This window comes from Microbacterium sp. ABRD28 (assembly GCF_003850245.1).
Lineage (GTDB): Bacteria > Actinomycetota > Actinomycetes > Actinomycetales > Microbacteriaceae > Microbacterium.
In genome coordinates this window covers 3,144,997-3,169,795 of record NZ_CP031015.1, presented here as the reverse complement: position 1 = coordinate 3,169,795, position 24,799 = coordinate 3,144,997, and the positions used below count along the sequence as shown (strand labels likewise).

Genomic DNA, 24,799 nt, shown 5'->3' with positions numbered 1-24,799 from the left:
AAGCCGTCCACGTCGTCGAGCGGGAGTCTGAGGACATGACCACTTCCTCCTCCCTTCCCACCCTCCCGCGCGATGAGCGGCTCGCCGACCGAACGGCGATCGTGACCGGATCCTCGAGCGGGATCGGTGAGGCGATCGCCCACGTCCTGGCCGCCTCCGGAGCGCACGTCGTCGTCCACGGCCGGAGCGCCGAGCGCGCCGACGCCGTCGCCGTCGCCATCACCGAGCGCGGGGGGCGAGCGAGCGTCGTCACCGGCGACCTCGCCGAGAGCCCTGACGCCGCGCGGGATTTCGCCGCGCGCGCCGTCGAAGCGCTGGGCGGCCGCGTGGACATCCTGGTCAACAATGCGGGGATCTTCCCCGTCGGCCCGACCGCAGATCTTCCCGATGAGGATGTCGCCGCACTCCTCGCCACCAACATCCGCGTCCCGCACGATCTCGTCGGGGCCCTCGCTCCGGCTATGGCCGAGCGCGGTGCGGGCGCGGTGGTGAACATCACCTCGTGGATGGCGAACGTCGGAACTCCGGCGGTGGGCCTGTACCCCGCGACGAAGGCCGCCCTCGACCACCTGACGAAGGCATGGGCGGCGGAGTACGGTCCGCGCGGAGTGCGTGTGAACGCGGTCGCGCCCGGCGCGACCCTGACTCCCGGCAACGCCGACGCCGCCGAGATCCTCGAGGCCATGACCGCCGGATCCCCGGCGGGTAAGCCCGGCCGACCGATCGACATCGCCTTCGCCGTCCGCTACCTCGCGTCGGACGAGGCGGCGTACCTGCACGGCGCGACGATCGACGTCGACGGGGGCATCGTGTCCGCCCGCATCTGACTCGGCCCCGCGCCTGGTTCAGCGCCGAGACATCCTGAATCGCCGCTGCGGCCCTGCCGGTAGACTCGGGGCATGCCGCGTGCCCCGAAACTCGCCTCATTTCCGGCGATCCGCGGAGCGCTGACCTTCTACCAGATCTGCTCGATCATCACCGGTGTGGGCCTGCTCCTCCTCGTGGCGGAGATGATCCTGAAGTACACCCCGCTGCACATCGAGCTGTTCGCGGGAGGCTCCGGGGGATTCCTCTGGTTCGCTCCCGTCATCGCCGGCGCCGACTGCCAGTGGTGGTCGCTGTTCCTGCCGGCGACGAACACCTGCGAGATGATCTCCACGGGCGATGGGTTCAACATCTCGCTGTTCATCCTCGTCGCGCACGGCTGGTTCTACGTCGTGTACCTCTTCGCGTGCTTTCGCATCTGGAGCCTCATGCGCTGGCCCTTCCTGCGCTTCATCACCCTCGCCCTCGGCGGCGTCGTGCCGCTGCTGTCGTTCTTCATGGAGGCGCGGGTGGCCCGTGAGGTCCGCCGCTACCTCGCCGAGCGCGAGGCCGCTGCTGCGGCGTCCGCCTCATCCACCGTCCCCGCTTCGGAAGGCACCCGGTGACCGAACAGACCGAGACGTCCCAGCGTCCCGTCCTCGTCGTCGACTTCGGCGCGCAGTACGCCCAGCTGATCGCCCGACGGGTGCGCGAGGCCGGGGTGTACAGCGAGATCGTCCCGCACACCGCCACCCCCGACGAGATCGCCGCGCGCCAGCCCGTCGGCATCATCCTCTCGGGCGGACCGTCGTCGGTCTACGAAGACGGCGCGCCGGCCCTCGACCCGGGCGTGCTCGAGCTCGGGGTGCCGACGCTCGGCATCTGCTACGGCTTCCAGGCGATGGCGAAGGCCCTCGGCGGGGAGGTCGCGCACACCGGCCTGCGCGAGTACGGCGCCACCGACGCCACGATCGTGACCGAGGGAACGCTCCTGGAGGGTCAGCCTGCCGAGCAGAACGTCTGGATGAGCCATGGCGACCAGGTCGCGAAGGCCCCCGAGGGTTTCGACGTGCTCGCCCGCACCGCCGCGACCCCGGTGGCCGCGTTCGCGAACGATGCCCGTCGCCTGTACGGCGTGCAGTGGCATCCCGAGGTCAAGCACACCGATCACGGTCAGGCGGTGCTCAAGAACTTCCTGCACAAGGCCGCGGGGCTCCCGGCCGACTGGAACAGCGGGAACGTGATCGCCGAGCAGGTCGAGAAGATCCGCGCCCAGGTCGGCGACGCCCGCGTCATCTCGGCGCTCTCGGGCGGTGTGGACTCCGCGGTCTCGACCGCGCTCGTCCACCGCGCGGTCGGCGACCAGCTCACGGCGATCTTCGTCGACCACGGGCTGTTGCGGAAGGGCGAGCGCGAGCAGGTCGAGAACGACTACGTCGCCTCCACCGGCGTGCGCCTGATCACCGTCGACGCGCGCGAGCAGTTCCTCGCTGCGCTCGAGGGCGTCTCCGACCCGGAGCAGAAGCGCAAGATCATCGGGCGTGAGTTCATCCGCGCGTTCGAAGCCGCCGAGCGCGACCTCGTCGCCGAGGCCGCAGCCGACGGCGAGCCGATCCGGTTCCTCGTCCAGGGGACGCTGTACCCCGACGTCGTGGAATCCGGCGGCGGGACGGGGGCGGCGAACATCAAGTCGCACCACAACGTCGGGGGTCTTCCCGAAGACCTCCAGTTCGAGCTCGTCGAGCCGCTGCGCACCCTTTTCAAAGACGAGGTCCGCGCCATCGGTCGCGAGCTCGGCCTCCCCGAGGCGATCGTCGCGCGCCAGCCCTTTCCGGGCCCCGGCCTCGGCATCCGGATCGTGGGTGAGGTCACCGCTGACCGTCTCGAGATTCTGCGTGATGCCGACGCCATCGCGCGGGCCGAGCTGACGAAGGCCGGCCTCGACGGCGAGATCTGGCAGTGCCCCGTCGTGCTCTTGGCCGATGTGCGCTCGGTCGGGGTGCAGGGAGATGGCCGCACCTATGGTCACCCGATCGTCCTCCGCCCCGTCTCCTCGGAAGACGCCATGACGGCGGACTGGACGCGGCTGCCGTACGACGTGCTGTCGAAGATCTCCAACCGCATCACCAACGAGGTCCGCGAGGTGAACCGGGTGGTGCTCGATGTCACGTCCAAGCCCCCGGGCACCATCGAGTGGGAGTGAGCTGAGCGGATGACCGTCTTCCCCGACGCCGAGTACGTCATCCTCTCCAGCCGTCTGATCCCCGACCGGGACGGCGGATACACCCTGGCCACCCTCGCGCGGGCGCGCCAGATGGCCGCCGCCGGCGTGCATGGCGGGCGCGGGCCCCTCCTCCTCACCGTCGACCCCGGCACGCCCGAAGAGCACGCCCACCACCGCGCCGTCTTCGACGGGCGCGACCTCATCGTCGGCGTCGAACGCATGCGGAACCTCTTCGACGAGGCGAGCGGAGCGGATGGCGGTGCCGCCGCGTGGCTGCTCGATGCGGTGCACCCCGGAGACCCCGACCCGGCGCTGGAATACCGCCCGGTGCCCGCGGGGCACCCGGCGCTGTCGCTGCCCGTCATCCCCGACGACCCCGACTGGCACATTACCTCGGCCCCGATCGCCGTGCACGGGACCGACGGGCGGGTGCGCGGCATCCTCTCCGGGTTCGGCGCGCTCTACCGCGCATGGCTCGAACACGTGACGGCGGAGCTCCGAGCGGATGACCCGACACGGCCGGTGATCGTCGTGTGCGAGTCGCGGCAGCTCGGCGAGCTTCTCGCCGGGTGGGACGACCCCGATGTGCGGCTACTGCACTCGATCCACACGGTGCACATGGAGCCGCCCTACACCCTCGACGCCGAGACGAACGCCCTGTGGGAGAGGTGGTTCAGCGTCGCCGAGCGGTTCGATGCGGTGCTCTGGCCGACCGCGGCGCAGCGTGACGCCATCCAGGAGCGCTTCGGTGCGTCGGACGTCCACATCGTCGTGCCGAACGGGGTGCCCGCTGCCTCCGCCGTCGCGCCGCTCGCCGGCCGCGACCCGCACCAGGTCGTGATGCTCAACCGGCTGGCGTTCCAGAAGCGGGTCGACCACGCCGTACGGGCGTTCGCCGGCGTCATCAGCCTGCTTCCCGAGGCGCGGCTCGACATCTTCGGCGACGGGCCGCTGCGCGCAGAAGTGCAGGCGCTCATCGACGAGCTGGGCGTCGGATCCCACGTGGTGCTGCGTGGACCGACGGATGACCCGGGACGCGTGCTCGACCAGGCCGCCGTCTTCCTCTCCACCTCCCGGCACGAGGGGCAGGGGCTCTCCCTGGCGGAGGCCCTGGTGCGCGGATGCCCGGTCGTGGCCTACGACGCGCCCTTCGGGCCCGCCGAAGCGCTCGCCGGCGGTGGGGGACTGCTCGTGCCCAACGGTGACATCGAGGCGATGACGCAGGCACTCGTGCGGGTGCTCACCGACCTCGACCTGCGGCACCGGCTCTCCGTCGAGGCGGTGGAGGCGGCGCGTCGCATCGAGCCCGAGCACGTGATGTCGGCGCTCGCCGGTGCGGTGCGCGACGTGCTGGCCAAGCCCTCGCGGCGCTCTGCCGTGAGCTGATCCGCCGAGGGCCGCGCGCGCGGCCGCGACTTCTGCATCCGTCGCACGATGAGATGCATGTCAGACACACCCCGCCCTCCGGCGTTCGGGCCCGAGACCCGACGCGAACTGTTCCACCACCGCGTGCTCGTGCTCGACGGCGCACTCGACGACGACAACGGCACCCTCCTCACCACCCAGCTGCTGACGCTGGCCGCCGAGGACGAGGCCGCCGACATCGCCCTGTGGATCCACTCGCCCGGCGGATCGGTGCCGGCGATGCTCGCCATCCGCGACGTGATGCGCCTGATCCCGAACGACGTCGCCACCCTCGCCCTCGGCATGGCCGCCAGTGCCGGCCAGTTCCTGCTGTCGGCGGGGACGAGGGGCAAGCGCCGCGCACTCCCGCACGCGCGGGTGCTCATGCACCAGGGTTCAGCCGGCATCGGCGGGTCGGCGGTCGAGGTGGAGATGCAGGCCGACGACCTCCGCCACACCCGCGACACCGTCCTCGCCCTCATCGCCGACGACACCGGTCAGCCCGTGGACCGCGTCTTCGACGACTCGCTCCACGACCGCTGGTACACCGCGATCGAGGCGAAGGAGTACGGCTTCATCGATGGGATCGTCGACGGCTTCGACCAGGTGGTGCCGCGACGCCGGCGGCCGGCCGGCCTCGGCATCGGCGCATCGGAGGTGGCGGCGTGAGCGGGTACACGATCCCGAACGTGGTGGCGCAGCATCCCCGGGGTGATCGCATCATGGATGTCTACTCGCACCTTCTCGCAGAACGCGTGGTCTACCTCGGCACCGGCATCGACGCGGGCGTCGCGAACGCCCTCATCGCTCAGCTGCTGCACCTGGATGCCGACAGCCCCGAACGCGACATCCAGCTCTACATCAACTGCGAGGGCGGCGACCCCGCGGCGATGCTCGCCATCTACGACACGATGCAGCACGTGCGGCCTGATGTCGCGACGACCGTCGTCGGTCAGGCGATCGGCGTCGGGGCGGTGCTGCTCGCGACCGGCGCCGCAGGCAAGCGGGCCGTGCTGCCGCACGCGCGCGTCGTGCTGCACCAGCCGGCGGGACAGGGCCGAGGAGCGATCCCCGACCTCATCCTGCAGGCGGATGAATTGGTGCGCGTGCGCGGGGAGGTGGAGGAGATCCTCGCCCGGCACACCGGCGTCGATACGGCGAAGCTGCGCGTCGACACTGAGCGCGACCGGGTGTTCACGGCCGCCGCGGCCGTCGAGTACGGCCTCGCCGACACGGTCTTGCAGAGGGAGCCGGAATCGGGTCGGACCTAACTCCTGCATTTCGGGCCGCTGGGCGCCGGTTTCGGGTCGCTGAGCTGCCCCGGGCGCCGAAGTGCAGGAGTTAGGGACCGGCCTCACCCCGCGAATCCGGGGAGTGAGGCCGACGCCGCCGCCCGCACCGCGGCCACGGCGTCGGCTGGCCGGCCGCGCCAGGGCGCGCCGTGGCCGGGGAGGATCCACTCGACGTCGAGCCCGGAGAGCCGGTCGAGCGAGGCGAGCGCCTCGGCCGGCTCGTCGGTGAAGGGCGCCGGCTGCGGCCCGACCTCGCCGGTGAGCACCGAGCGGGTGGTGAGGGCGTCTCCGACGAACGCCGCCCGCACCGCGGGGACGTGCACCGCGATGCTTCCGGGCGAGTGGCCGGGGAGTGCGACGATCTGCGGATCGCCGGGGAGGGGCAGCACCTGCCCGTCTTCGATCGCGATGACCTCGGTGAGGTGTCGGGTACGTGCCCCGCCCTTGCGCGCCGCATAGGCGAAGAAGCCGACCAGCGCGCCGAGCCGCTTGCGTCCCATCGGCGTCGGCGGCTTGGAGCCGCCCTTCGCCCGCTCGGCGTCGGCGGCGTGGATGTAGACGGGCACACCGTGCTCGCTGCGCAGCCGCTCGGCGAAGCCGAGGTGGTCGCTGTCGCCGTGCGTGAGGATGACCCCTCGGATGTCGCTGAGCTCGCGTCCCATCGCACGCAGCTCGCGGAGGAGGTCTCGCCAGTGCCCGGGGAGTCCGGCGTCGATGAGGGTGATGCCGTCGGCGGTCTCGACGAAATACGCCGCGACGATGTCGTTGCCGATGCGGTGGAGCTGGGGTGCGAGTCGCATTGCCGTCTTCTCTCTGCGTGGGTTACGATGGCTACGATACATAGCCTTCATGGCTAACGTCAATAGCTCTTCGTTATTCCACGCCCCTCGCCTTCGATGGAGACACGCGATGCCCACCCCTGAGCGCACCACCCTCCCGGCGATCGTCGCCACCGCCCGTGATCTGCTCGAGAAGAACGGGCTCGCGGGCGTCACCATGCAGGCTGTGGCCGAGCGTGTGGGGGTCCGCGCGCCCTCTCTCTACAAGCGGGTGGAGGGCCGCGACGAGCTTCTGCGCCTCGTAGCCGAGGATGCGGCATCCGACCTCTCCCGCCGCTTCGCCGCGACCGACGAAAGCGTCGCCGAGCTCGCCCATGCGTACCGGGCGTTCGCGCGAGCGAATCCGGCGAGCTTCCGCCTGCTGCTCGACTCGGAGTCGGCGGCGGGAGCGTTCCGCGACGTCGCCGACCCCATCCTCGAGGCGACGAAGAGTCTCGATGCCGCGCGCGTGGTCACGGCGTGGGCGACGGGTTTCCTCACCATGGAGCTGGCCGGAGCCTTCCGCCTGGGCGGTGATCTCGACGAGGCCTACGTGTACGGGCTCGACACCATCGTCGCGGGGCTCCAGCGACCGACGTGATCTACCGCTCGGCCTTCGGCCAGACCTTCCCGGCCCACGGGTCGTAGTCGGCGATGAGGTCCTCCTGCGGGGGCCGCTCGCCCTCGGCGACATGCTGCAGGTTCACCCGAACCCGGTACCAGAGGGAGGAGGATCCGCGCATGCCGTCGATCATGACGTCGGCCGGATGCAGCTGCGCGGCGACGCCGGCGTGATGCGCCTTCCACGTCTCCAGCGCCTCCACCGCCTCGGGTTTGGTCTTGGTGCGGGCGACCTCGATGAGCGGCATCGTCGATTGGCGGCGTCCGGATCCGTCACCACCGCGGGGCGGTTTCTCGGCAGGGCCGAGCTCATCGGCCAGCCGCAGCAGTCCGTCGAGCGACCCGACGGCCTCATCGATGCCGGCGTGCGGGTCGCCGATCTCGGCGTACCGGGTGATCATCGTCGGCACGGTGAACGTCTCGGGCAGGGCGGTGCGCACCTCGTCCCACGACAGCGGTGCCGACACCCGGGCGTCGGGCCGGGGCCTCACCGAGTACGCCGAGGCGACGGTGCGGTCCTTGGCGTTCTGATTGAAGTCGACGAAGACGCTCTCGCCCCGCTCCTCCTTCCACCACCGCGCCGTCGCGAGGCCGGGTGCGCGGTTCTCGACCTCGCGGGCGAGGGTCTCGGCCGCGAGGCGCACCTGCTTGTAGTCCCACTCCGGGGCGATACGGACGAGGATGTGCAGGCCCCGCGACCCGCTCGTCTTGGGCCAGCCCACGAGCCCCACGTCGTCGAGCACCTCGCGGGCGACGAGGGCGACGTCGACGATCTGCGACCACTCGACGCCCGGCATCGGGTCGAGGTCGATCCGCAGCTCGTCGGGGTGGTCGAGGTCTTCCGCGCGCACGGGGTGCGGGTTCAGGTCGAGGCATCCGAGGTTGACGATCCACGCGAGCCCGGCGGGGTTTCGGATGACGGCCTCTTCGGCGGACGTGCCCGACGCGTAGTGCAGCGTGGCGGTGTCGATGAACGCGGGGTGGTTCTCGGGCACGCGCTTCTGGAAGAACGGTTCGGCGTCGATGCCGCGCGGGAAGCGCTTGAGCACCATCGGGCGCCCGCCCGCCCCACGGAGGGCTCCGTCGGCGACGGCGAGGTAGTACTCGACGAGGGCGAGCTTGGTGATCCCGGGCTCGGGGAAGACGACCTTGTCGGGGCTGGAGATCCGCACCTCCTCGCCGTCGACGTCGAGGATCGCGGGCGGTGTCTTCGCGGCCATGCGGCCCACCGTACCCGGGCGCGGTTCAGGCGGCGAGGGCGAATGCGCCGCGGATGCTCGTGGTACGTACGCTCTGGACGCTCCGCAGATCGTCGGCGACGCCGAGCGTCAGGTCGACGAGGGTGGTGTCGAGCGCGCCGGCGATGGCGGCGATCATCTCGCTCGAGGGCTCTTTGCGGCCGCGTTCCACCTCGGAGAGGTATTGCGGCGACACCCCGGCGCGGTCGGCGGTGTCGGTGAGGCGCTCGCCGCGCTCGTGGCGCAGGCGCCGCAGGCGCTCGCCGAGGGCGTCGCGCCAGAGCGGTTCGGGCGGGAGACGGTCGGTCATGAAGCGAGGCTAAAGAGCGGATGCCGCGCTGCGCCACGCGTTCTGCTCACAGCAGAACGGCCGGCCCGAAACCGGGCCGGCCGTTCGAGACGCGGGAGATTACTCGCTGCCGCGCAGGATCGCGAGGATGCGGAGGATCTCGATGTAGAGCCAGACGACGGTGACCATGATGCCGAAGGCGCTCAGCCAGCCGTACTGACGCGGGGCGCCGTTGCGGACACCCTGCTGCACCTGGTCGAAGTCGAGCACCAGCGAGTACGCGGCCATGATCACGACGAGGACGCCGATGATGAGGCCCAGCGGAATGCCGAAGACCTCGACGCTGCGCAGACCGAAGGCACCGCCGGCGATCGGGACGTTGAACAGCATGAGACCGACGTTGACCAGCGAGAAGACCAGGTAGCCGACCATGGCGATCAGGAAGATCTTGGTCGCCCGAGCAGACGCACGGATCTTGCCGCTGGCGAAGAGGGCGAGGGTCACACCGACGACGACGAGCGTCGCCAGCGTCGCCTGGAACACGATGCCGGGGTACATCACCTCGAAGAATGCCGAGATGCCACCGACGAAGAGTCCCTCGGCCGCGGCGTACGCGAAGATCAGCGCGGGGCGGACCTTCTTGCGCGAGGTGAAGATGATCACCAGCGCCAGGACGAAGCCGGCAAGGCCGCCGACGATCATCGGCAGCGCCGAGACACTGGTCGTCGTCGGGGTCAGGCCGCCGAGCGTCCAGACCCAGCCGACGGCGGCGGTGACGAGCAGGATCGCGAAGAGCGACACGGTCTTGACGACGGTGTCCTCGATCGTCATCCGGCCGGTCTCGGCCGAGCCGGCGGGCGGGCCGGCGAAGGCGCCCTCCATCTGGGCCTGTGCGGCGAGGTCGACGCCACCGCGCGAGGCGGACCCTGCGGCGGCGGCGGGCGGCGGAGTCAGGCTTGCTGCACGCGCACCGCCCGGGTATGACTGCACGGCGCGAGGGTCCTGAAACGCCGGGTTGTTGAATGCGGGGTTGTTGAGGGCCACTGCTCTCACACTCCAAAGTATTCGGGCCACAGCGGTGTGCTGTGAATCAACGATATCGGACCCTGTCCGATTCCCGGCAGGCGGCCTGCTGTGAAGGGACTTTGAGCGTCTAGCCTGAAGTCGTGCGCCGCCCCCTCGTCATCGGCCACCGGGGCGCCCCCGGATATCGCCCCGAGCACTCGCGCTCCTCGTACACCCTCGCCCTCGAGATGGGCGTCGACGCGGTGGAGCCCGACGTCGTGCTGTCGAAGGACGGCGTGCTGGTCGTGCGTCACGAGAACGAGATCTCGGGAACGACGGATGTCGCGACGCGACCCGAATTCGCCGATCGTCGCACCACGAAAGAGGTCGACGGGGTCGCCCTGACCGGCTGGTTCACCGAGGACTTCACCTGGGAGGAGCTCGCCACGCTCACGTGCCGCGAGCGCCTGCCCGAGGTCCGCCCGACGAGCGCGACCTTCGACGGTCGGCAGCCGGTGCTGCGCCTCATCGACGTGCTCGACCTCGTGCGCGATGCGTCGCTCGCCCAGGGGCGTGAGATCGGCGTCGTGCTGGAGATCAAGCACGCCACCTTCATGGCCTCGCTCGGCTTCGACCTCGCCGCCATCGTCCACGACGAGCTGCGCGGTGCCGGGTGGGCGACGGGGGAGTGGCCGCTCATCGTGGAATCGTTCGAGTCCAGCATCCTCTTCGTCCTGCAGGAGCGCGGGCTCCCCGCCCGGTATGTCTACCTGCTCGAGGCGGCGGGTAAGCCCTTCGACCTGGTGGTCGCGCACGGCGACGACGCTCCGACCTACCCGTCGATCGCCCACCCCGCCGGGCTCGATCGCCTGATCGGGCGCGTCGACGGCATCAGCGTGGATAAACGGATGCTGCTCGCCCCCGACCGCCTGGGCCGGGCCACCGACCGTTCTCGGATCATCGCCGACGCGCACGCGCGCGGACTCCAGGTCTTCACCTGGACCTGCCGACCCGAGAACCCGTTCCTCGTCAAGGAGTTCCGGCGACCCGGCGGCAAGGCCGCCTTCGGTGACTACGAGGCGGAGTGGGCCCTGATCAGAGACGGTGCGAACGGCGAGGGGGGCGTCGACGGCGTGTTCGTCGACCACGCCGACCTCGGCGTCGAGTTCTTCCGGGACGGCCTCACTTCTTCGGATCGTGGCCCCAGTTCATGAGCGAGTAGCGCCAGGGAGTGTCGGTCACATCGCCGCTCGGACGCTGCGATGAATGCCGTGAGACGTACCCCGACACCTTCTTCATGTGCGCGTAGTCGCTGTCGGTGAGATCGGCCTTCTTCTTCCGAAGAATGGTCACGATCCGCCGCCCCGAGGCGTGCCCCGTCGATTCGCCGCCGCCGTCCTTCTGCCCGACGTCCTTCGACTCGTCGGTGTCGAGCCAGTCCTCCAGCTCCTTCGGTGTCATATTCACGGCCTCGGCGAAGTCATCCGCGATCTTCTTCTGCTCGTCGTCATCCATGGCGCGATTGTGGGTCGATGGGCTCCGGGAATGAAGACCTTGCATCTCGCGGTTGCACATGCAAGCCCGAGCCCGTTCCTGGGAGCTGCATGCCAGGGTGCGTATACGGCCCGCGTAGACTTCTGGTTTCACCGGCGGGCGTGCTCGAGCCCGTCGAACGGAGGTTTCGTGGCCGGAAATGCGACCACCCGGTTCAGCAATGTGTCATTGCTGTCGGTGGCGAGTGTGCTGCCGAGCCGGGTGACGACGTCCGACGACATCGAAGACCGTCTCTCCGCGGCGCTTGCCCGTCTCCGCCTGCGTCCAGGGCTGCTCCGCCGCGTGGCCGGCGTCAACGAACGGCGCAACTGGGCTGAGGGCGAGTCGTCGGATGACGCCACCATCGCCGCCGGCGCGAAGGCGCTCGCCGATGCGGGTGTCGCGCCGGGCGAGGTGGGCCTTCTCATCAACACCTCGGTGACCCGCAAGCACCTCGAGCCCTCGGTGGCGGTGCGCCTGCACCACGGCCTCGGCCTTCCCACCTCGGCGATCAACTTCGACATCGCCAACGCCTGCCTCGGGTTCGTCAACGGCATGAGCCTCGCCGCGGGCATGATCGAGTCGGGCCAGATCCGTTACGCGATCGTCGTCAACGGCGAAGACGCCGACGAGATCCAGATCAACACCATCAACCGCCTCGTGAACTCCGACGCCGACCGCGACGGCTTCATGAGCGAGTTCGCCTCCCTCACCCTCGGTTCGGGATCGGCGGCAGCAGTCCTCGGCCGCGCAGACGAGCACCCGGAGGGCCACCGGCTCCTCGGCGGGGTGACTCGCGCGGCCACGCAGTTCCACGAGCTCTGCGTCGGGAGCGTCGACGGGATGTTCACCGACGCCAAAGCGCTCCTCAAGGGCGGCCTGAACCTCGTCGTCTCGGCATGGAAAGAGGCGGCACCCGAGTGGAAGTGGTCGGGCATGGACCGCTACATCACCCATCAGGTCTCCTCGGTGCACACCACCGCGATCGTGAGGGCCGCGAAACTCGACCCCGAGCGGGTACCGGTCACCTACGACCGCTACGGCAACGTGGGGCCCGCCTCCATTCCGATCACCCTGGCCGAGCAGCAGTCCTCGCTGAAGCGCGGGGACCGCGTGCTGCTCATGGGTGTCGGCTCGGGGCTGAACACCGCGATGATGGAACTGGCCTGGTGACGGACCGGTGACCTCGCCGGCCGCGCTGCCTCCCGCCGACCTTCCCGGACTCGACCCTCGTTTCTCACGCCTCGTCGCCGTCCCCGGCCGCGGCGTGGACGAGCAGGTGACGCGCACCTGGCACGTCCTCGACACCGGCCCTGCCCTCGAGAGGCGGGGTGTCGCCCCACGCGGAACGATCCTTGCCGTGCACGGCAACCCGACGTGGTCGTACCTCTGGCGGAGCGTCGTCGCCCGTTCGTTCGCGGCCGCCGAGGCGGGCGCGCCCGCATGGCGGGTCGTCGCGGTCGACCAGCTCGACATGGGATTCTCCGAGCGCACCGACGTGCCGCGCCCGCTCGCCCAGCGCGTACGCGACCTCGCCGCGCTCACCGACACGCTCGCGCTCGACGGCCCGGTCGTGACCCTCGGGCACGACTGGGGCGGAGTCATCTCGCTCGGGTGGGCCATCGACCACCCCGAGCTCCTCGCCGGCGTCATGCTCCTCAACACCGCCGTGCATCACCCCGAGGGGGTGCCGATCCCTGCGCCGCTCCGCCTCGCGGGGGCGCGCGGCGTCCTCGCCGCGTCGACGGTGCAGACGACGGCGTTCCTCGACACCACCCTCGCCCTCGCCTCGCCGGCGTTGAGCCCCGAGGTGAAGGCCGCGTTCCGCGCGCCCTACGGCGCCGCCGATCGTCGACGCGCGATCGGCGGGTTCGTCGCCGACATCCCTGTCGACGCCCGCCACGGGAGCTTCGCCGAGCTGCAGCGGATCGCCGACGGCGTCAGCCGACTCACGGTGCCCGCCCTCATGCTCTGGGGCCCCCGCGATCCGATCTTCGGCGACCGGTATCTCGACGATCTCGCGGAGCGGATGCCGCAGGCCGACGTCCACCGCTTCGAAGGCGCCGGGCACCTCATCGCCGAGGACCGCGACTACGCCTCCGCCGTGCTGACGTGGCTCGCCGACGCTTACGAGGTCGCACCGACGTCACACACCGACGCCGAACCGCTGACCGAGTGGACGCCGCTCTGGGAGCGTCTCGACGCGCGCCGCGACGACGACGCCACGGCCGTCATCGAGATGGGCGCGACCGGCGCGACCCGCCGGGTGAGCTGGCGGCACCTGGATGACCGCGTGCGCACCCTCGCCGCGGGACTCACCGCCGTCGGCGTGCGCCCGGGCGATCGCGTCTCCCTCCTCGTTCCCCCGGGCCCCACCCTGACGGCGATCATCTACGCATGCCTCCGCATCGGCGCGGTCGTCGTCGTCGCCGACGCGGGGCTGGGTCTGAAGGGCCTCACCCGCGCGGTGCGCGGTGCCTGGCCCGACGTCGTCATCGGCGAGCTGCCCGGCCTCGCCGCAGCCCGGGTGCTCGGCTGGCCGGGAATGCGCATCTCGGTGCCGACCCTGCCGTCCGTCAGCGCCCGGGCCCTCGGCATCCGCCACAGCCTCGCCGATGTCACCCGCGCCGGCACCGCCGCGGAGCTCCCCCCGATTCCCGGCCCGGATGACCCTGCCGCCATCCTCTTCACCTCCGGGTCCACGGGCCCAGCGAAAGGCGTCGCGTACACCCATCGGCATCTCTCGGCGCTCCGCGACATCCTCGCCGCACACTTCGACGTCTCGCCAGGCACCGGCCTCGTCACCGGCTTCGCCCCCTTCGCCCTCCTCGGCCCCGCTCTCGGCACCCTCTCGGTGACCCCCGACATGGACGTCTCGGCGCCTCGCACGCTCACCGCGACCGCCGTCGCCGCGGCCGTGCGCGCCTCGCAGGCGCGCATCGTGTTCCTCTCGCCGGCGGCGATCCTCAACGTCGTCGCCACCGCCGACGCCCTCACCGCCGACGACCGCGCCGCGCTCGCCGGCGTCGAGACGTTCCTCTCCACCGGCGCACCGATCAGCGAGACCCTTCTCGCCGCCGCCGCGCGCGTCATGCCGAACGCGACCGCGCACACCCCGTACGGCATGACCGAGTGCCTCCTCGTCACCGACATCACCCTCGAAGGGATCCGCGCGGCGGCGGACGCCCCCGACGCCGGGGTCTGCGTCGGCAGTCCGATCGGCGGGAATCGCATCCGCATCAGCGCCCTCGACGCCGATGGCCGCGCCACCGGAAACCCGAGCGAGGCCCCCGGCGTGCTTGGGGAGATCCTCGTCTCGGCCCCGCATCTGAAAGACCACTACGACCGTCTCTGGCTCACCGACCGCGAGGCCGCCCGTGAGACCCCCGTGGACGGCGGACGCTGGCACCGCACCGGCGACGTCGGACACCTCGACGCCGAGGGGCGCCTCTGGGTCGAGGGGCGCGTGCCGCACGTGCTTGTCACGGCCGACGGTCCGCTCGCCCCTGTGGGTCCCGAGCAGCAGGTCGAGAAGGTCGACGGCGTCCGCCGGGCCGCGGTGGTCGGCGTGGGTCCGCAGGGGCTCCGCCAGGCGGTCGCGGTGATCGAGACGACGCCGGCCACGAAGGCCCCCGGCCTCGCCGCTCCCGAGCTCGCCGCCCGCATCCGGACAGCCGCCGACGTCTCGCTCGTCGCGGTGCTCGCCGTGCCGGCGCTTCCCACCGACATCCGTCACAACTCCAAGATCGACCGCACCCGACTGTCGGTCTGGGCCGAGCGCGTGCTCGCCGGCGAGAGGCCGACGACGCCGTGAAGGTCGTCGTCACCGGAGCATCCGGCTTCCTCGGCGGCGCCGTCGCCGCCGACCTCGTCGCCGCCGGACACGAGGTGCGGACGCTCCAGCGTCGCCCTTCCGGGGTGGCGGGAGCCGACGACATCCTGGGGTCGGTCACGGATAAGGATGCCGCGACGCGCGCGCTCGACGGCGTGGACGGGGTCATCCACCTCGCCGCGAAGGTGTCGCTCGCGGGTGACCCGCGCGAGTTCGAGGCGGTGAATGTCGGCGGCACCCGCACGATCCTGGATGCCGCCGAGCGCGCCGGGGTCTCGCGGTTCGTCTTCGTCTCGTCACCGTCGGTCGCCCACGCCGGATCGGCGCTGGCCGGTGTCGGGGCCGAGCCCGCCTCACCCGAGCACGCGCGCGGCGACTACGCCCGCACCAAGGCCAAGGCCGAGCTCCTCGCCCTCGCGCGCGATACGCCTCAGATGCCGGTCGTGGCGATCCGCCCGCATCTGGTGTGGGGACCCGGGGACCCGCAGCTCGTGGGGCGCATCGTCGCGCGTGCCCGCGCCGGGCGGCTGCCGCTCCTGAACGGCGGCACCGCGCTCATCGACTCCACCTACATCGACAACGCGGCGACCGGCATCAGCGCCGCCCTCGCGCGCGCCGCGCACGCGCACGGTCGCGCGTTCGTGCTGACCAACGGCGAGCCCCGCGCTGTGGGCGAGCTCCTCGCGGGCATCTGCCTGGCCGCCGGCGTCGCTCCGCCGCGGTGGAGTGTTCCGGCGTCTCTCGCGCGCGCCGCCGGGTCGGTCATCGAACGGATCTGGGCGGTGAGGCCGGGTGAGGACGAGCCGCCGATGACCCGGTTCCTCGCCGAACAGCTCTCCACCGCGCACTGGTTCGACCAGCGCGAAACCCGCGAAGCGCTCGCGTGGGCGCCGGCGGTGTCGATCGATGAGGGCCTCGCGCGCCTGGCGGCGTCTTCGTGAGCGAACGCCGTCGGCCGCCCCTCGCCGGGCAGCCGACGGCGCTGCCGCGAGGACGGTGGGTCGCCGAGAGGCGACGTCTTCGCGGCGCTGAACACCCCCAGGTGTTCAGGTCGAGCGCGCCGTCGGGATCGGCGGTGTCTTCCGTGACATTCCCCCACCTCCGGCGCATCGTCTGAGCAGGCTGCCGAGGTCTGGGGCAACACGGTCAGCGTATCCTGCCACCGCGCCCACCGACAGCGGGTCGCCGGGCGGGTGTCACGCAGCCAGCGGCAGGCGTGTGGCGAGGGCCTCGATGGCACCGCGGTATTGCTCGATCATCCGCTCGCGCGACAGACGCGGCCGCGCCGCGAGCGCGAGGCGCCGGAACGCCGGTCGCTCGGCGAGCACCACGTCCCACGCCCCGGCGATCGACGCGGCGTCGTGGGCCGTGACGATCCCGAACCCCTCGACGACGCGGGCGGCGTCGCCCACCGAGGTCGTGACCGGTGTGGCGCCCGACGCGGCGCCCTCGATGAGGCACAGCGGCGACGCCTCGCCGAAGGCGCTGGTGAGCGCGACGATGTCGGCGATCCGGTGCAGGGCCGGCATGTCGTCGCGGATACCCAGCAGGTGAACCCGAGCGGATGCCGGGACGCCGGCCTCCGCGAACGCGGCACGCAGTGCAGGGTTCGCCGACGACATCCCCGCCCCGCACATCAGGTAGTGCGACTCGGGCCGTCGCCGGGCGTGCGCGGCGACGGCCCGCAGGAACAGCCCGGGGTTCTTCATCGCGTCGAACCGCGCGGCGAAGAGCACCACGGGCGCGTCGGCGGGAATCTCCAGCGACCGCCGGATCGCCGCGCGCTCGCGCGCCGTCCCCGGCCGGAACCGCTCCGTGTCGATGCCGTTCGCGACCACCTGCGCTTCCACGCCGCCCTCCACGCCGCCGCCGAGCACCTCGCGGTAGGCGTCGCGGGTCGACGCGGCGCAGGCGATCGCGGCCGAGACGAGTCCCGTCCGTGCCGCCTCGTCGAGCCAGTCGCGCGCCGATCCCGCGTGCGCCGGGTCGGAGCGGTGCAGGCAGACGGCGACCGGAACGTCGGGCATCATGCCGCGGTCGCGGAGGGCGAGCAACAGCCCCAGCGGCTGTTCCTTGAGCGAGACGACGATGTCGGCCTGCGCGATCATCGCCGCCGCGCGGCGGAGGTGCCGCGGGCCGAAGGTCTCGGGACCGAGCGGGGCATCCCCCGCGGTGCGCCCGAGGCTGCGCACCTCCACGCCTGCCTCGACGAGGCGACGGCAGCGCGGGTCATCCCACATCACCTGCACGGTCGACTCGCGCCGCGCACGCGCCGCCACCGAGAGCACACGATGACTCTGGCCGCCGGCGTGCAGCCCGGCGACGACGTCGGTATGGAGCACCCGCGCGCCTCCGGCGAAGAACCCTTCGTACAGCGACAGAACCCGCAGGGGTGCGGTCATCGTGGCGCCTCTCATCGATCCGAGCCGTCAGACAACGGTTGGTCAATGCTCGGGTTTCGACCCCTCGAAGTCGATGAACGGGGAACGTGGGGTGAGTGAACGACGGGTGACCGACTCCAGCATCTGCTGCGCGGTGCGGGCGGTGTCGAGCCACGACGGGAGGGCAGCGCCCGCGGCGCGCGCCGCGCGCGTCATCCGGTCACGCAGGTCGTGATCGGCGAGCACGGAGCGGAGGGCTGCGGCGAAGGCCTCGGGGTCAGCGGGCGGCACGAGCACGCCGGCCTCGACCGGCACCGTCTCGGGCACTGCGCCGGTGCGGCACGACACGATCGGCACGCCCCAGGCGAGGGCCTCGTCGAACACCAGCCCGTACCCCTCGTAACGCGTCGCGAGGGCGAACACCGTCGCCCGCGCCCAGAGCCCGTCGAGCTCGTCGTCGCCGATACCGCCGGCGATGTGCACACGCCCCGCGAGCCCGAGCTCGTCGCGTAACGGCGGCAGCGAGGCGGAGAACCCCTGGTCCCACGGCGTTCCGACGATCTCGGCACGCCAGGGGAGGTCGGTGAGGCGCGCGAGTGCGCGCAGCAGCACGTCGTGACCCTTCCGCGGATGCTGGATCCCCACCGACAGGATGAGCGGCGGCTCCGCGCCGCGCCGGACCCCCGGCGCGGGATCGGTGCCCGGCCGCGCGACCGTGATCGTGCCCGGGTCTGCCCCGTACTCGTCGATGAGGATGCGCGCGGTGTGCGGGCTCGGCACGAGCACGGCCGCCGCGAGATGGAGATTGTCGCGTTCGTTGGCGAAGAGGTACTCCCGTCGCTCCGGCGACAGGCCCTCCTCTCGGGCGAGCGGGTGATGGACCATCCCCACGATCGGCGCGCGCACGCGGGCGAGCGCCGCGGTCGGCATCGCTCCGAACACGAAGCCGTCGAGGATGAGCGGATGCCGCGGATCGACCTGCTGCAGGGCCGCCAGCGCGACATCCACCTCGGTCTCGGAGGGATCGGGGAAGGAGCCCGTGAGCGGCACGTACGCGGTGTCGACCCCGACCTCGCGCAGCCCGAGGAGCAGACGCTTCTCGTAGAGGTAGCCCCCCGTGACAGTGTCGAGGTCACCGGGGATGGCGAAGGCCGCCCGCCTGCTCACGCCTGCTGCTCCGGAGCGTAGACGCGCAGCACCCGCGACTCGACGACACCGACCAGGGCGTACCCGAGCGCCGACAGGGCGGTGACGGCGACGACCGCGACGGCGAGCAGGTCGTACCCCGACTGCGAGGCGGCGAGGGCCATCGCAGCGCCCACCCCCGTGCCGATCGCGAGCCACTCCACCACGGTGACGGCGAGCACCGCGGCCGGCACGCTCATGCGGGCGGCGGCGAAGAAGGCGGGCAGCATCGCGGGGATCCGCACGCGCACGAGCTGCACGCGTGCGGGTGCGCCGTAGCTGCGCAGCACGTCGAGGGCCTGGCCGGGCGCCTGACGGAGGCCCTCGAGGCAGGCGATGAGCGTGGGGAAGAAGACCATGAGCGCCACGAGCGAGATCGCGCCGACGGGCCCGCGCCCCAGAAGCAGGATGACCAGGGGTGCCGTGGTGACGATGGGCACGGCGCGCAGCGCGATGGCGATGGGCATCGACACGGTCGCCGCCCGCGGGGCGAGAGTGAGGGCGATCGCGCCGATCGCGCCGACGGCGAGCCCGGCGAGGTATCCGGCGATCGCGAGCAGCGCGGTCTCGCCGAGGGCGGCGAGGAGGATGCCGCGCACCTCGCCGCCGTCGTCGACGCCGGCGAAGATCCGGATGACGTCGACCGGCGTGCGCGCGAAGAACGGGCTGATCCCGGTGACCGCGATCCCGCCCCACCAGAGCGCGACGATGACGACGAGGAACGCGATGGTCGTGATCGCCGCGCTGCGTACCCGCTCTCGCCGCGGGAGGCGGGGCCGGACCGGTGCGAGGATGAGCGGCGGCCGCTCGCTGACGAAGCGGCGCCCGATCGCGCCGATCACGACGTACGCCACGACCGAGACCACCGTGGCGACGGTGGCGAGCGCCCAGGTGAGCTGGATGTCGAGGTCGCGCGACGCGCGGATCGTCAGCACCCCGAGCCCGCTCTGCGCACCGGTGAACTCGCCGACCATCGCACCGAGGAACGCGGCGGGCGCAGCGATCTGCAGCCCCGCGATCAGGTACGGCAGACTCGCCCGGGCGCGCACGTGCACCAGGGCCGCCCCCGCCCCGCGGCCGTAGCTGCGGACGAGGTCGAACCACGTGGCGGGCGCCGCGCGAAGCCCCACGAGGAGCGGGATCATCGTGGTGTAGTACACCGCGAGGGCGGCGAGGACGACCTGCGGACCGTCGCCCGGGCCCAGGATGACGCGGAGCACCGGCCCGGTCGCGACGAGCGGCAGGCAGAACACCACGAGTGCGACGGCGGTGACGACCCGCTCGGTCGCCGGGAGCAGCACCGCCAGGGCTGCTAGGGCGATGGCGGCGAGATTCCCGATGACGAATCCGGCGAGCGCGGCCTGCCCGGTGACCAGGAGCGCCCGCCACAGCAGCCCCGCCTGGGTGACGAGGGCGACGGCGATCTCGCTCGGCGCCGCGAGGACGAAGGCCGAGGTGAGCAGGCGTGCGGCGACCTCCCACACGACGAGCAGCAGAACGACGGCGAGGGCCGTGTCGACCCAGACCCTGCGGCCCGTCGAAGATCGGACGGTCATGCCGCCCGCGACCGCGAGAGCGCCTCGGTCACCGCGGCGACCACCCGCTCGAACGCCGCGGCGTCGCCGCGCGGGACGGCGATGTCGTCCACCACCCGTGCCGGGCGGGGGCTCAGGACGACGATGCGGTCGGCGATGCGTGCGGCCTCCGAGATGGAGTGGGTGACCAGCAGCGTGGTGGTGCCTCTCTCGCGCCAGAGCGGCGGCAGCTCGGCGATGAGGTCCTGCCGGGTGAGTTCGTCCACCGCGCCGAAGGGTTCGTCCAGGAGCAGGAGGCGGGGCTCGGTGATGAGAGCGCGCGCGATCGCGGCGCGCTGTCGCATCCCGCCCGACAGGGCGGCGGGCCGAGCGTCGCCGAAGCCGTCGAGGCCGACGCGCGCGATCATGCGGTCGATCGCTGCCGCGTCGACGTCGCGGTGGGTGAGGGTGAGCGCGAGAGCGGCGTTCTGGCGAACGCTCCGCCAGGGGAGGAGCGAGGGGTCCTGGAACGCGACGGCGAGCTCGCCGCGCTCGGCGACGGCATGGGGGGAGTCGCCGTCGATCGTGATCGATCCGGAGGTGGGGTCTTCGAGTCCGGCGATCATGCGCAGGAGCGTCGACTTGCCGCATCCCGACGGCCCTACCAGGGCGGTCGTCGAACCGCCGGCGAACTCCAGATCGAGGGAGGCGACCGCCTCGAGCCCGTCGGGGTAGACCTTGCCTGCCCCATCGACGAGGACCCGGGGCTCAGCTGCCATGGACTTCTTCCAGCACCGACCGATCCCAGAGGTCGGCGGGGACGTCCTGCCCCAGGAGGGCGAGCGTCTCGCGGTTCTGCGCCACGGAATCGTCGGTCCACCATCCGAACCCGTTCTCGTCGGTGACGTCCGAGAACATCAGCGGCACCTGCCGCTCGGCCTGCAGCTCCTGCGTCTCGAGGTCGAGGCCCGCGTCGGGGAACATCTCCAGCGTGAGGGCGGCGGCGGCATTCGTGTCGGCGCGATACTCGTCCCATCCGCGCACCTCGCCGCGCATGAGCGCGACGAGGTCGGCCCGCCGGTTGGCGAGGCTCTCCTCGGTGGCGATGTAGGTCTGCGAGTGGAGGGCGTAGCCGTAGTCGGCCATCAGCATCGTGACGCTCTCGACTCCCTGCACGGTCATCGCCACCGGCAGGTCGGTCTCCCAGCAGAGCAGGCAGTCCACTTCATCGGCGAGGAGGGGCTGGGCCGAGTACTGCGTCGGCACGACCTCGATGCCGTCGACATCGACGTCGTTCAGGGTGCACAGCGTCTCGAGCACCGGGGTGTTGGCCAGGGCCATGCCGATGCGCTTGCCGACGAGGTCGGCGGGTTCGTTCACGGGATTTCCGGGGAGGGAGGCGATGACGAACGGGTTCTTCTGCATCGCGACGCCGATGATCTTGAACGGCGCCCCCTCGGCGACGGCGGCGGCGGTGTAGTCGGCGGCAGAGATGCCGATGAGCGCCGACCCCGATACGACCGGGGGCTCGACGGGGGCGTTGGGGCCGCCCTGCAGCAGGGTGACGTCGAGACCCTCGTACCAGCCGCGGTCCTGTGCGATGTAGCTGCCGCCGAACTGCACCGAGTGCAGCCATGACAGCTGGAGGGATGCCGCGCGTGCAGCGTCTCCGCCGCCGAACACCCCTCCCGGGCGCGTGCTCAGGCCGATGCCGGCCGCCGCGATGCCGGCGACACCGACGATGCCGGCGCCGAGCAGGGTGCGGCGGGTGAGGGTCTTGCGGTCTGTCATGTGGTGGTCTCCAGGGTGCGACGGCGGGTCCAGACGAGGGCGAGGCCGGGGAGCGAAGCGACGAGGGCCATCAACCCGAAGGCGGCGCTCGCGGCGAAGGCTTGAGCGGTGGTGAGGCCGGCGATCGGAAGCAGGGCGACGGCGGCACCCTCGCGCACACCCCAGCCGCCGACCGAGATCGGGAGCACCATCGCGAAAAGCACGAGCGGCACCACCGCGAAGATCGCGCCGAGGGGGAGCGGGGCTCCGACTGCAGCGGCGCAGCAGGCGAAGGCTGCGAGGATGCACACCGTGGCGCCGGCGCTGAGGACCAGCTGCGCGGGGAGCACGCCGGGGGCGGTGAGGCTCCGACGGGTGCCGTCGACGAGTCGGCCGAGCCGCGAGCCGGGGGCGGGCGGCGCGAACCGCAGGCGAAGGACGAGGACGAGCCCGGCGATCGCGAGGGCGAGGAGCGCCACGGAGATTGCGGCCGCGAGGACGGGGGGCCACGCGATGCCGCCGGGGGCGAAGAGGGTGGCGAGGAAGGCGACGGCGAAGACCGCGAGGAGGGCGACCTGGCCGACTCCCCTCTCGACGACGACCGCCCCGACCGAGCGACCGAGCGTGGCCTGATGGCGGGTCCGCGCGGCGCGGGCGGCGTCGCCGACGACCCCGCCGGGCAGAGTGGTGTTCACCAGCTGGGCCAGGAAATACTCGCGGATCGCGTGCCCGCCCGAGAGGTCGATGCCGAGCGGGGCGGCGGTCACCCGCCAGCGGAGCGCGGAGAGCACGGTGTGGGTGACGAGGAGCACGCAGGCGGCCAGCAGCCACCAGGGGTTCGCGGTGAAGAGGATGTCGAGCACGTCGACGCCGCCGGCGACCTGCCACACGACCGCGAGGATCAGGGCGGTGAGGAGAGCCTGCCCGAGGCGGATGAGTGCCGGCCGGCCCGAGTCATCCGCATTCCGGCGCAGCTCCAGGATGTCGACGCCGAACGACCAGGCCAACAGTCCCGCGGTGACGATCACGATGGCGATCGCGACCGGAGCCGACAGGAACGGGAACTGCAGCGCGATGAGGGCGATGAGCTGGAGGACGCAGATGACCTTGCGGCTGTACCGCGGACGGATGGGGCCGTTCAGCCACGGATAGGCGAGGGCGGCCGCGCCGAAGAGATAGCGGGGGAGGCCGAGGAGGATCGCGAGGGGCCCGGCGGGCCCGAGTCCGGCGAGCAGGGCGAGGACCAGAGCGAAGGCCGAGTCGACCTCCATGTCGAAGCTCGCCCCGAATCGTGACGAGAGTCCCTGGCGGCGCGCGAGATACCCGTCGACGCCGTCGAGGCTGAGCGCGACGACGCTGACCGCGATGACGGCGACGGGATGTCCGCCGCCGGCGAAGAGGACGGCGAGGAGGAAGGCCACGACGGTGAGCCGGATGAGGGTGACCACGTTCGCGCCGCCGAGGCGCGCGAACGGGTGGTGACGGGAGAGGGCGACGGCGGCGCCGACGAGGGCGAGGATCAGAGCGGAAGCTGCGGCGAGAACGGCGGCGATCGGAAGGCCGAGGGCGAGCCCGCCCGCCATCGCGACGCCGACGCAGATGAAGGTGAGAGGGGTGAAGCGGGTGACCGCGGGCCGGTTTTCGGCCGTGTCGGGCTGCCCGGCCGTGGTGTGCGGTGCTCCCGTGGCCGCGCTCTCCCGGGCGACGGTCATGAGTGGGACGCTATCAGCGGCCGGCGGGGGGTGGGTCCGAATCGCGCGAGAATCGCCCCCGCCTCTCGCAGTCGGAGCCGCGGGTCGGCGAGGGAGGCCTCGGCGGAACCCGCGATCTTCGTCAGCGAGACCACGGTTGCGAACCGGTCGGTGGCAGTGTCGTCGGCGATGCGGCCCGCAACGAGCGCGACCGGCACCCCGTGCGCGGCCGCGAGATCGTGCACGTGGGCGACCGTCTTCCCGGCTGCGGATGACCGGTCGAAGGAGCCCTCGCCCGTGATGACAAGGGATGCCGCGGCGAGTTGTGCCGGCAGGTCGATGAGTTGCGCCACCGCCTCCGCACCCGGCACGAGGCGTGCGCCCCACGCGAGCAGGCCGAAGCCGGTGCCGCCCGCGGCTCCCGCGCCCGGGGTCTCGGCGTCGACGGTGAAGAGGTCGGCGTAGCGGGCGAGGGCGGCGTCGAGGAGCGGGATGTCGGTCATCCCCGCGCCCTTCTGCGGCCCGAAGACCGCCGCGGCCCCGCGCTCGCCGAGGAGGGGGCTGGTCACATCGGTGAGAACCGTCACGCCGCCCGGCGGCAGGGGAGCGAGGTGGCGCAGGTCGGCGTCGGCGACGCTCGAGAGCCCGCGTGCCCCCGGGGCGATCGGCCTGCCCGCGGTATCGGTGAATCGCGCCCCGAGGGCGGTGAGCATCCCCGCGCCGCCGTCCGTGGATGCGCTGCTGCCGATGCCCAGGATCAGCCGTGACACCCCGTGCGCGAGCGCGGCGGCGATCGCCTCGCCGAAGCCGCGGGTGTCGGCGTCCCACGGTCTCAGCTGCGGCGGCGAGCCGAGGAGTTCGATCCCCGAGGTGGACGCGAGCTCGACCACGCCCGTTCCGTTCGGGGCGTCGTCGGTTGCGGGGAGCAGCAGCCAGGAGGACATCCGTCGCGCCCCGGGGACCGCAGCGGCGAATGCGTCGAGTGTTCCCTCTCCGCCGTCGGCCATCGGGCAGAGGACGACGTCGCGCTCGGGTTCGACGCTCCACCATCCTTCGGCGATCGCCTGGGCCGCGTCGGCCGCCCGGATCGACCCTTTGAAGGAGTCGATCGCGATGACGATCGGTGCGACGGCGGCGTGAGTCATGGTCCCGCCAGAGTATGGCCGCACAGGCCCGATCCTCCTGCACGCCACCTACC

Annotated in this window: 23 protein-coding genes; 11 read left to right on the top strand and 12 right to left on the bottom strand. The window is 71.9% G+C overall.

Features of this window, described 5'->3' with window-relative positions; translation table 11 throughout:
• Positions 1-35 precede the first annotated feature (35 nt).
• The 6 genes from DT073_RS15320 to DT073_RS15295 all read left to right on the top strand — a co-directional run bounded on the left by DT073_RS15320 (position 36) and on the right by DT073_RS15295 (position 5,703).
• Positions 36-827: an SDR family NAD(P)-dependent oxidoreductase gene (locus tag DT073_RS15320; protein WP_124294174.1), complete on the top strand. Its 792-nt coding sequence runs from the start codon at positions 36-38 to the stop codon at positions 825-827.
• Positions 828-899: 72 nt separating this feature from the next.
• Positions 900-1,430, top strand: coding sequence for a DUF3817 domain-containing protein (locus DT073_RS15315; protein WP_124294173.1), 531 nt, complete (start codon positions 900-902; stop codon positions 1,428-1,430).
• Positions 1,427-3,007, top strand: a complete 1,581-nt coding sequence (gene guaA, locus DT073_RS15310; protein ID WP_124294172.1) for a glutamine-hydrolyzing GMP synthase — start codon at positions 1,427-1,429, stop codon at positions 3,005-3,007. The genes DT073_RS15315 and guaA overlap by 4 nt, the downstream gene beginning before the upstream one ends.
• A gap of 9 nt (positions 3,008-3,016) precedes the next feature.
• Positions 3,017-4,414: a glycosyltransferase gene (locus DT073_RS15305; RefSeq protein WP_124294171.1), complete on the top strand. Its 1,398-nt coding sequence runs from the start codon at positions 3,017-3,019 to the stop codon at positions 4,412-4,414.
• A 57-nt stretch (positions 4,415-4,471) separates the two neighbouring features.
• On the top strand, positions 4,472-5,101 hold the full coding sequence (locus tag DT073_RS15300) for a ClpP family protease (protein WP_124294170.1): 630 nt from the start codon (positions 4,472-4,474) through the stop codon (positions 5,099-5,101).
• On the top strand, positions 5,098-5,703 hold the full coding sequence (locus DT073_RS15295; RefSeq protein ID WP_124294169.1) for a ClpP family protease: 606 nt from the start codon (positions 5,098-5,100) through the stop codon (positions 5,701-5,703). The genes DT073_RS15300 and DT073_RS15295 overlap by 4 nt, the downstream gene beginning before the upstream one ends.
• Positions 5,704-5,786: 83 nt before the next feature.
• Here DT073_RS15295 and DT073_RS15290 read toward each other — a convergent pair whose 3' ends face one another.
• Positions 5,787-6,524 carry an MBL fold metallo-hydrolase gene (locus DT073_RS15290; RefSeq protein ID WP_124294168.1) on the bottom strand — a complete coding sequence of 246 codons (738 nt, stop codon included), beginning with the start codon at positions 6,522-6,524 and terminating at the stop codon, positions 5,787-5,789.
• A 109-nt stretch (positions 6,525-6,633) separates the two neighbouring features.
• Between DT073_RS15290 and DT073_RS15285 the strand changes: the two genes are divergently transcribed.
• Complete coding sequence (locus tag DT073_RS15285) at positions 6,634-7,143, top strand: TetR/AcrR family transcriptional regulator (protein WP_124294167.1); 510 nt, start codon at positions 6,634-6,636, stop codon at positions 7,141-7,143.
• A gap of 1 nt (position 7,144) precedes the next feature.
• Here DT073_RS15285 and ligD read toward each other — a convergent pair whose 3' ends face one another.
• From ligD to DT073_RS15270, 3 genes are all read right to left on the bottom strand, one after another.
• Positions 7,145-8,383 (bottom strand): non-homologous end-joining DNA ligase, encoded by a 1,239-nt coding sequence (ligD, locus tag DT073_RS15280; protein WP_124294166.1) that lies wholly within the window; start codon positions 8,381-8,383, stop codon positions 7,145-7,147.
• Positions 8,384-8,408: 25 nt separating this feature from the next.
• Positions 8,409-8,711, bottom strand: coding sequence for a helix-turn-helix domain-containing protein (locus DT073_RS15275; protein ID WP_124294165.1), 303 nt, complete (start codon positions 8,709-8,711; stop codon positions 8,409-8,411).
• Between the two features lie 99 nt (positions 8,712-8,810).
• Positions 8,811-9,734 (bottom strand): Bax inhibitor-1/YccA family protein, encoded by a 924-nt coding sequence (locus tag DT073_RS15270; RefSeq protein WP_124294563.1) that lies wholly within the window; start codon positions 9,732-9,734, stop codon positions 8,811-8,813.
• A gap of 122 nt (positions 9,735-9,856) precedes the next feature.
• Here DT073_RS15270 and DT073_RS15265 point away from each other — a divergent pair, with 122 nt between their 5' ends.
• Complete coding sequence (locus DT073_RS15265; protein ID WP_124294164.1) at positions 9,857-10,909, top strand: glycerophosphodiester phosphodiesterase family protein; 1,053 nt, start codon at positions 9,857-9,859, stop codon at positions 10,907-10,909.
• Here DT073_RS15265 and DT073_RS15260 read toward each other — a convergent pair.
• Positions 10,878-11,210 (bottom strand): DUF3140 domain-containing protein, encoded by a 333-nt coding sequence (locus DT073_RS15260; protein ID WP_124294163.1) that lies wholly within the window; start codon positions 11,208-11,210, stop codon positions 10,878-10,880. The two genes, DT073_RS15265 and DT073_RS15260, sit on opposite strands and share 32 nt — an antisense overlap.
• A gap of 168 nt (positions 11,211-11,378) precedes the next feature.
• Between DT073_RS15260 and DT073_RS15255 the strand changes: the two genes are divergently transcribed.
• From DT073_RS15255 to DT073_RS15245, 3 genes are read left to right on the top strand one after another with little or no spacing between them, the layout of a single operon-like run.
• Entirely contained in the window at positions 11,379-12,401 is a 1,023-nt protein-coding gene (locus tag DT073_RS15255) for a 3-oxoacyl-ACP synthase III (RefSeq protein WP_240638639.1), read from the top strand.
• A 7-nt stretch (positions 12,402-12,408) separates the two neighbouring features.
• The gene (locus tag DT073_RS15250; RefSeq protein ID WP_124294161.1) at positions 12,409-15,042 is read left to right on the top strand and encodes an alpha/beta fold hydrolase; all 2,634 of its coding nucleotides are present in this window, start codon (positions 12,409-12,411) and stop codon (positions 15,040-15,042) included.
• A complete protein-coding gene (locus DT073_RS15245) occupies positions 15,039-16,001 on the top strand; it encodes an NAD-dependent epimerase/dehydratase family protein (RefSeq protein ID WP_124294160.1) in 963 nt (320 codons plus the stop codon). Before DT073_RS15250 ends, DT073_RS15245 begins: the two co-directional genes overlap by 4 nt.
• Positions 16,002-16,256: 255 nt before the next feature.
• Here DT073_RS15245 and DT073_RS15240 read toward each other — a convergent pair whose 3' ends face one another.
• Genes DT073_RS15240 through DT073_RS15210 form a run of 7 tightly spaced genes read right to left on the bottom strand, consistent with a single transcriptional unit; the run spans position 16,257 to position 24,746 of the window.
• Positions 16,257-17,462: a glycosyltransferase gene (locus tag DT073_RS15240; protein ID WP_124294159.1), complete on the bottom strand. Its 1,206-nt coding sequence runs from the start codon at positions 17,460-17,462 to the stop codon at positions 16,257-16,259.
• Between the two features lie 42 nt (positions 17,463-17,504).
• On the bottom strand, positions 17,505-18,608 hold the full coding sequence (locus DT073_RS15235) for a glycosyltransferase family 4 protein (protein WP_124294158.1): 1,104 nt from the start codon (positions 18,606-18,608) through the stop codon (positions 17,505-17,507).
• Complete coding sequence (locus DT073_RS15230; protein ID WP_124294157.1) at positions 18,605-20,182, bottom strand: ABC transporter permease; 1,578 nt, start codon at positions 20,180-20,182, stop codon at positions 18,605-18,607. The genes DT073_RS15235 and DT073_RS15230 overlap by 4 nt, the downstream gene beginning before the upstream one ends.
• Positions 20,179-20,919 (bottom strand): ABC transporter ATP-binding protein, encoded by a 741-nt coding sequence (locus tag DT073_RS15225; protein ID WP_124294156.1) that lies wholly within the window; start codon positions 20,917-20,919, stop codon positions 20,179-20,181. Before DT073_RS15225 ends, DT073_RS15230 begins: the two co-directional genes overlap by 4 nt.
• Complete coding sequence (locus DT073_RS15220; RefSeq protein WP_124294155.1) at positions 20,909-21,931, bottom strand: ABC transporter substrate-binding protein; 1,023 nt, start codon at positions 21,929-21,931, stop codon at positions 20,909-20,911. Before DT073_RS15220 ends, DT073_RS15225 begins: the two co-directional genes overlap by 11 nt.
• Positions 21,928-23,622: a lysylphosphatidylglycerol synthase domain-containing protein gene (locus tag DT073_RS15215; RefSeq protein WP_124294154.1), complete on the bottom strand. Its 1,695-nt coding sequence runs from the start codon at positions 23,620-23,622 to the stop codon at positions 21,928-21,930. The genes DT073_RS15220 and DT073_RS15215 overlap by 4 nt, the downstream gene beginning before the upstream one ends.
• Positions 23,619-24,746, bottom strand: a complete 1,128-nt coding sequence (locus DT073_RS15210) for a glycerate kinase (RefSeq protein WP_124294153.1) — start codon at positions 24,744-24,746, stop codon at positions 23,619-23,621. Before DT073_RS15210 ends, DT073_RS15215 begins: the two co-directional genes overlap by 4 nt.
• Positions 24,747-24,799: the final 53 nt, after the last annotated feature.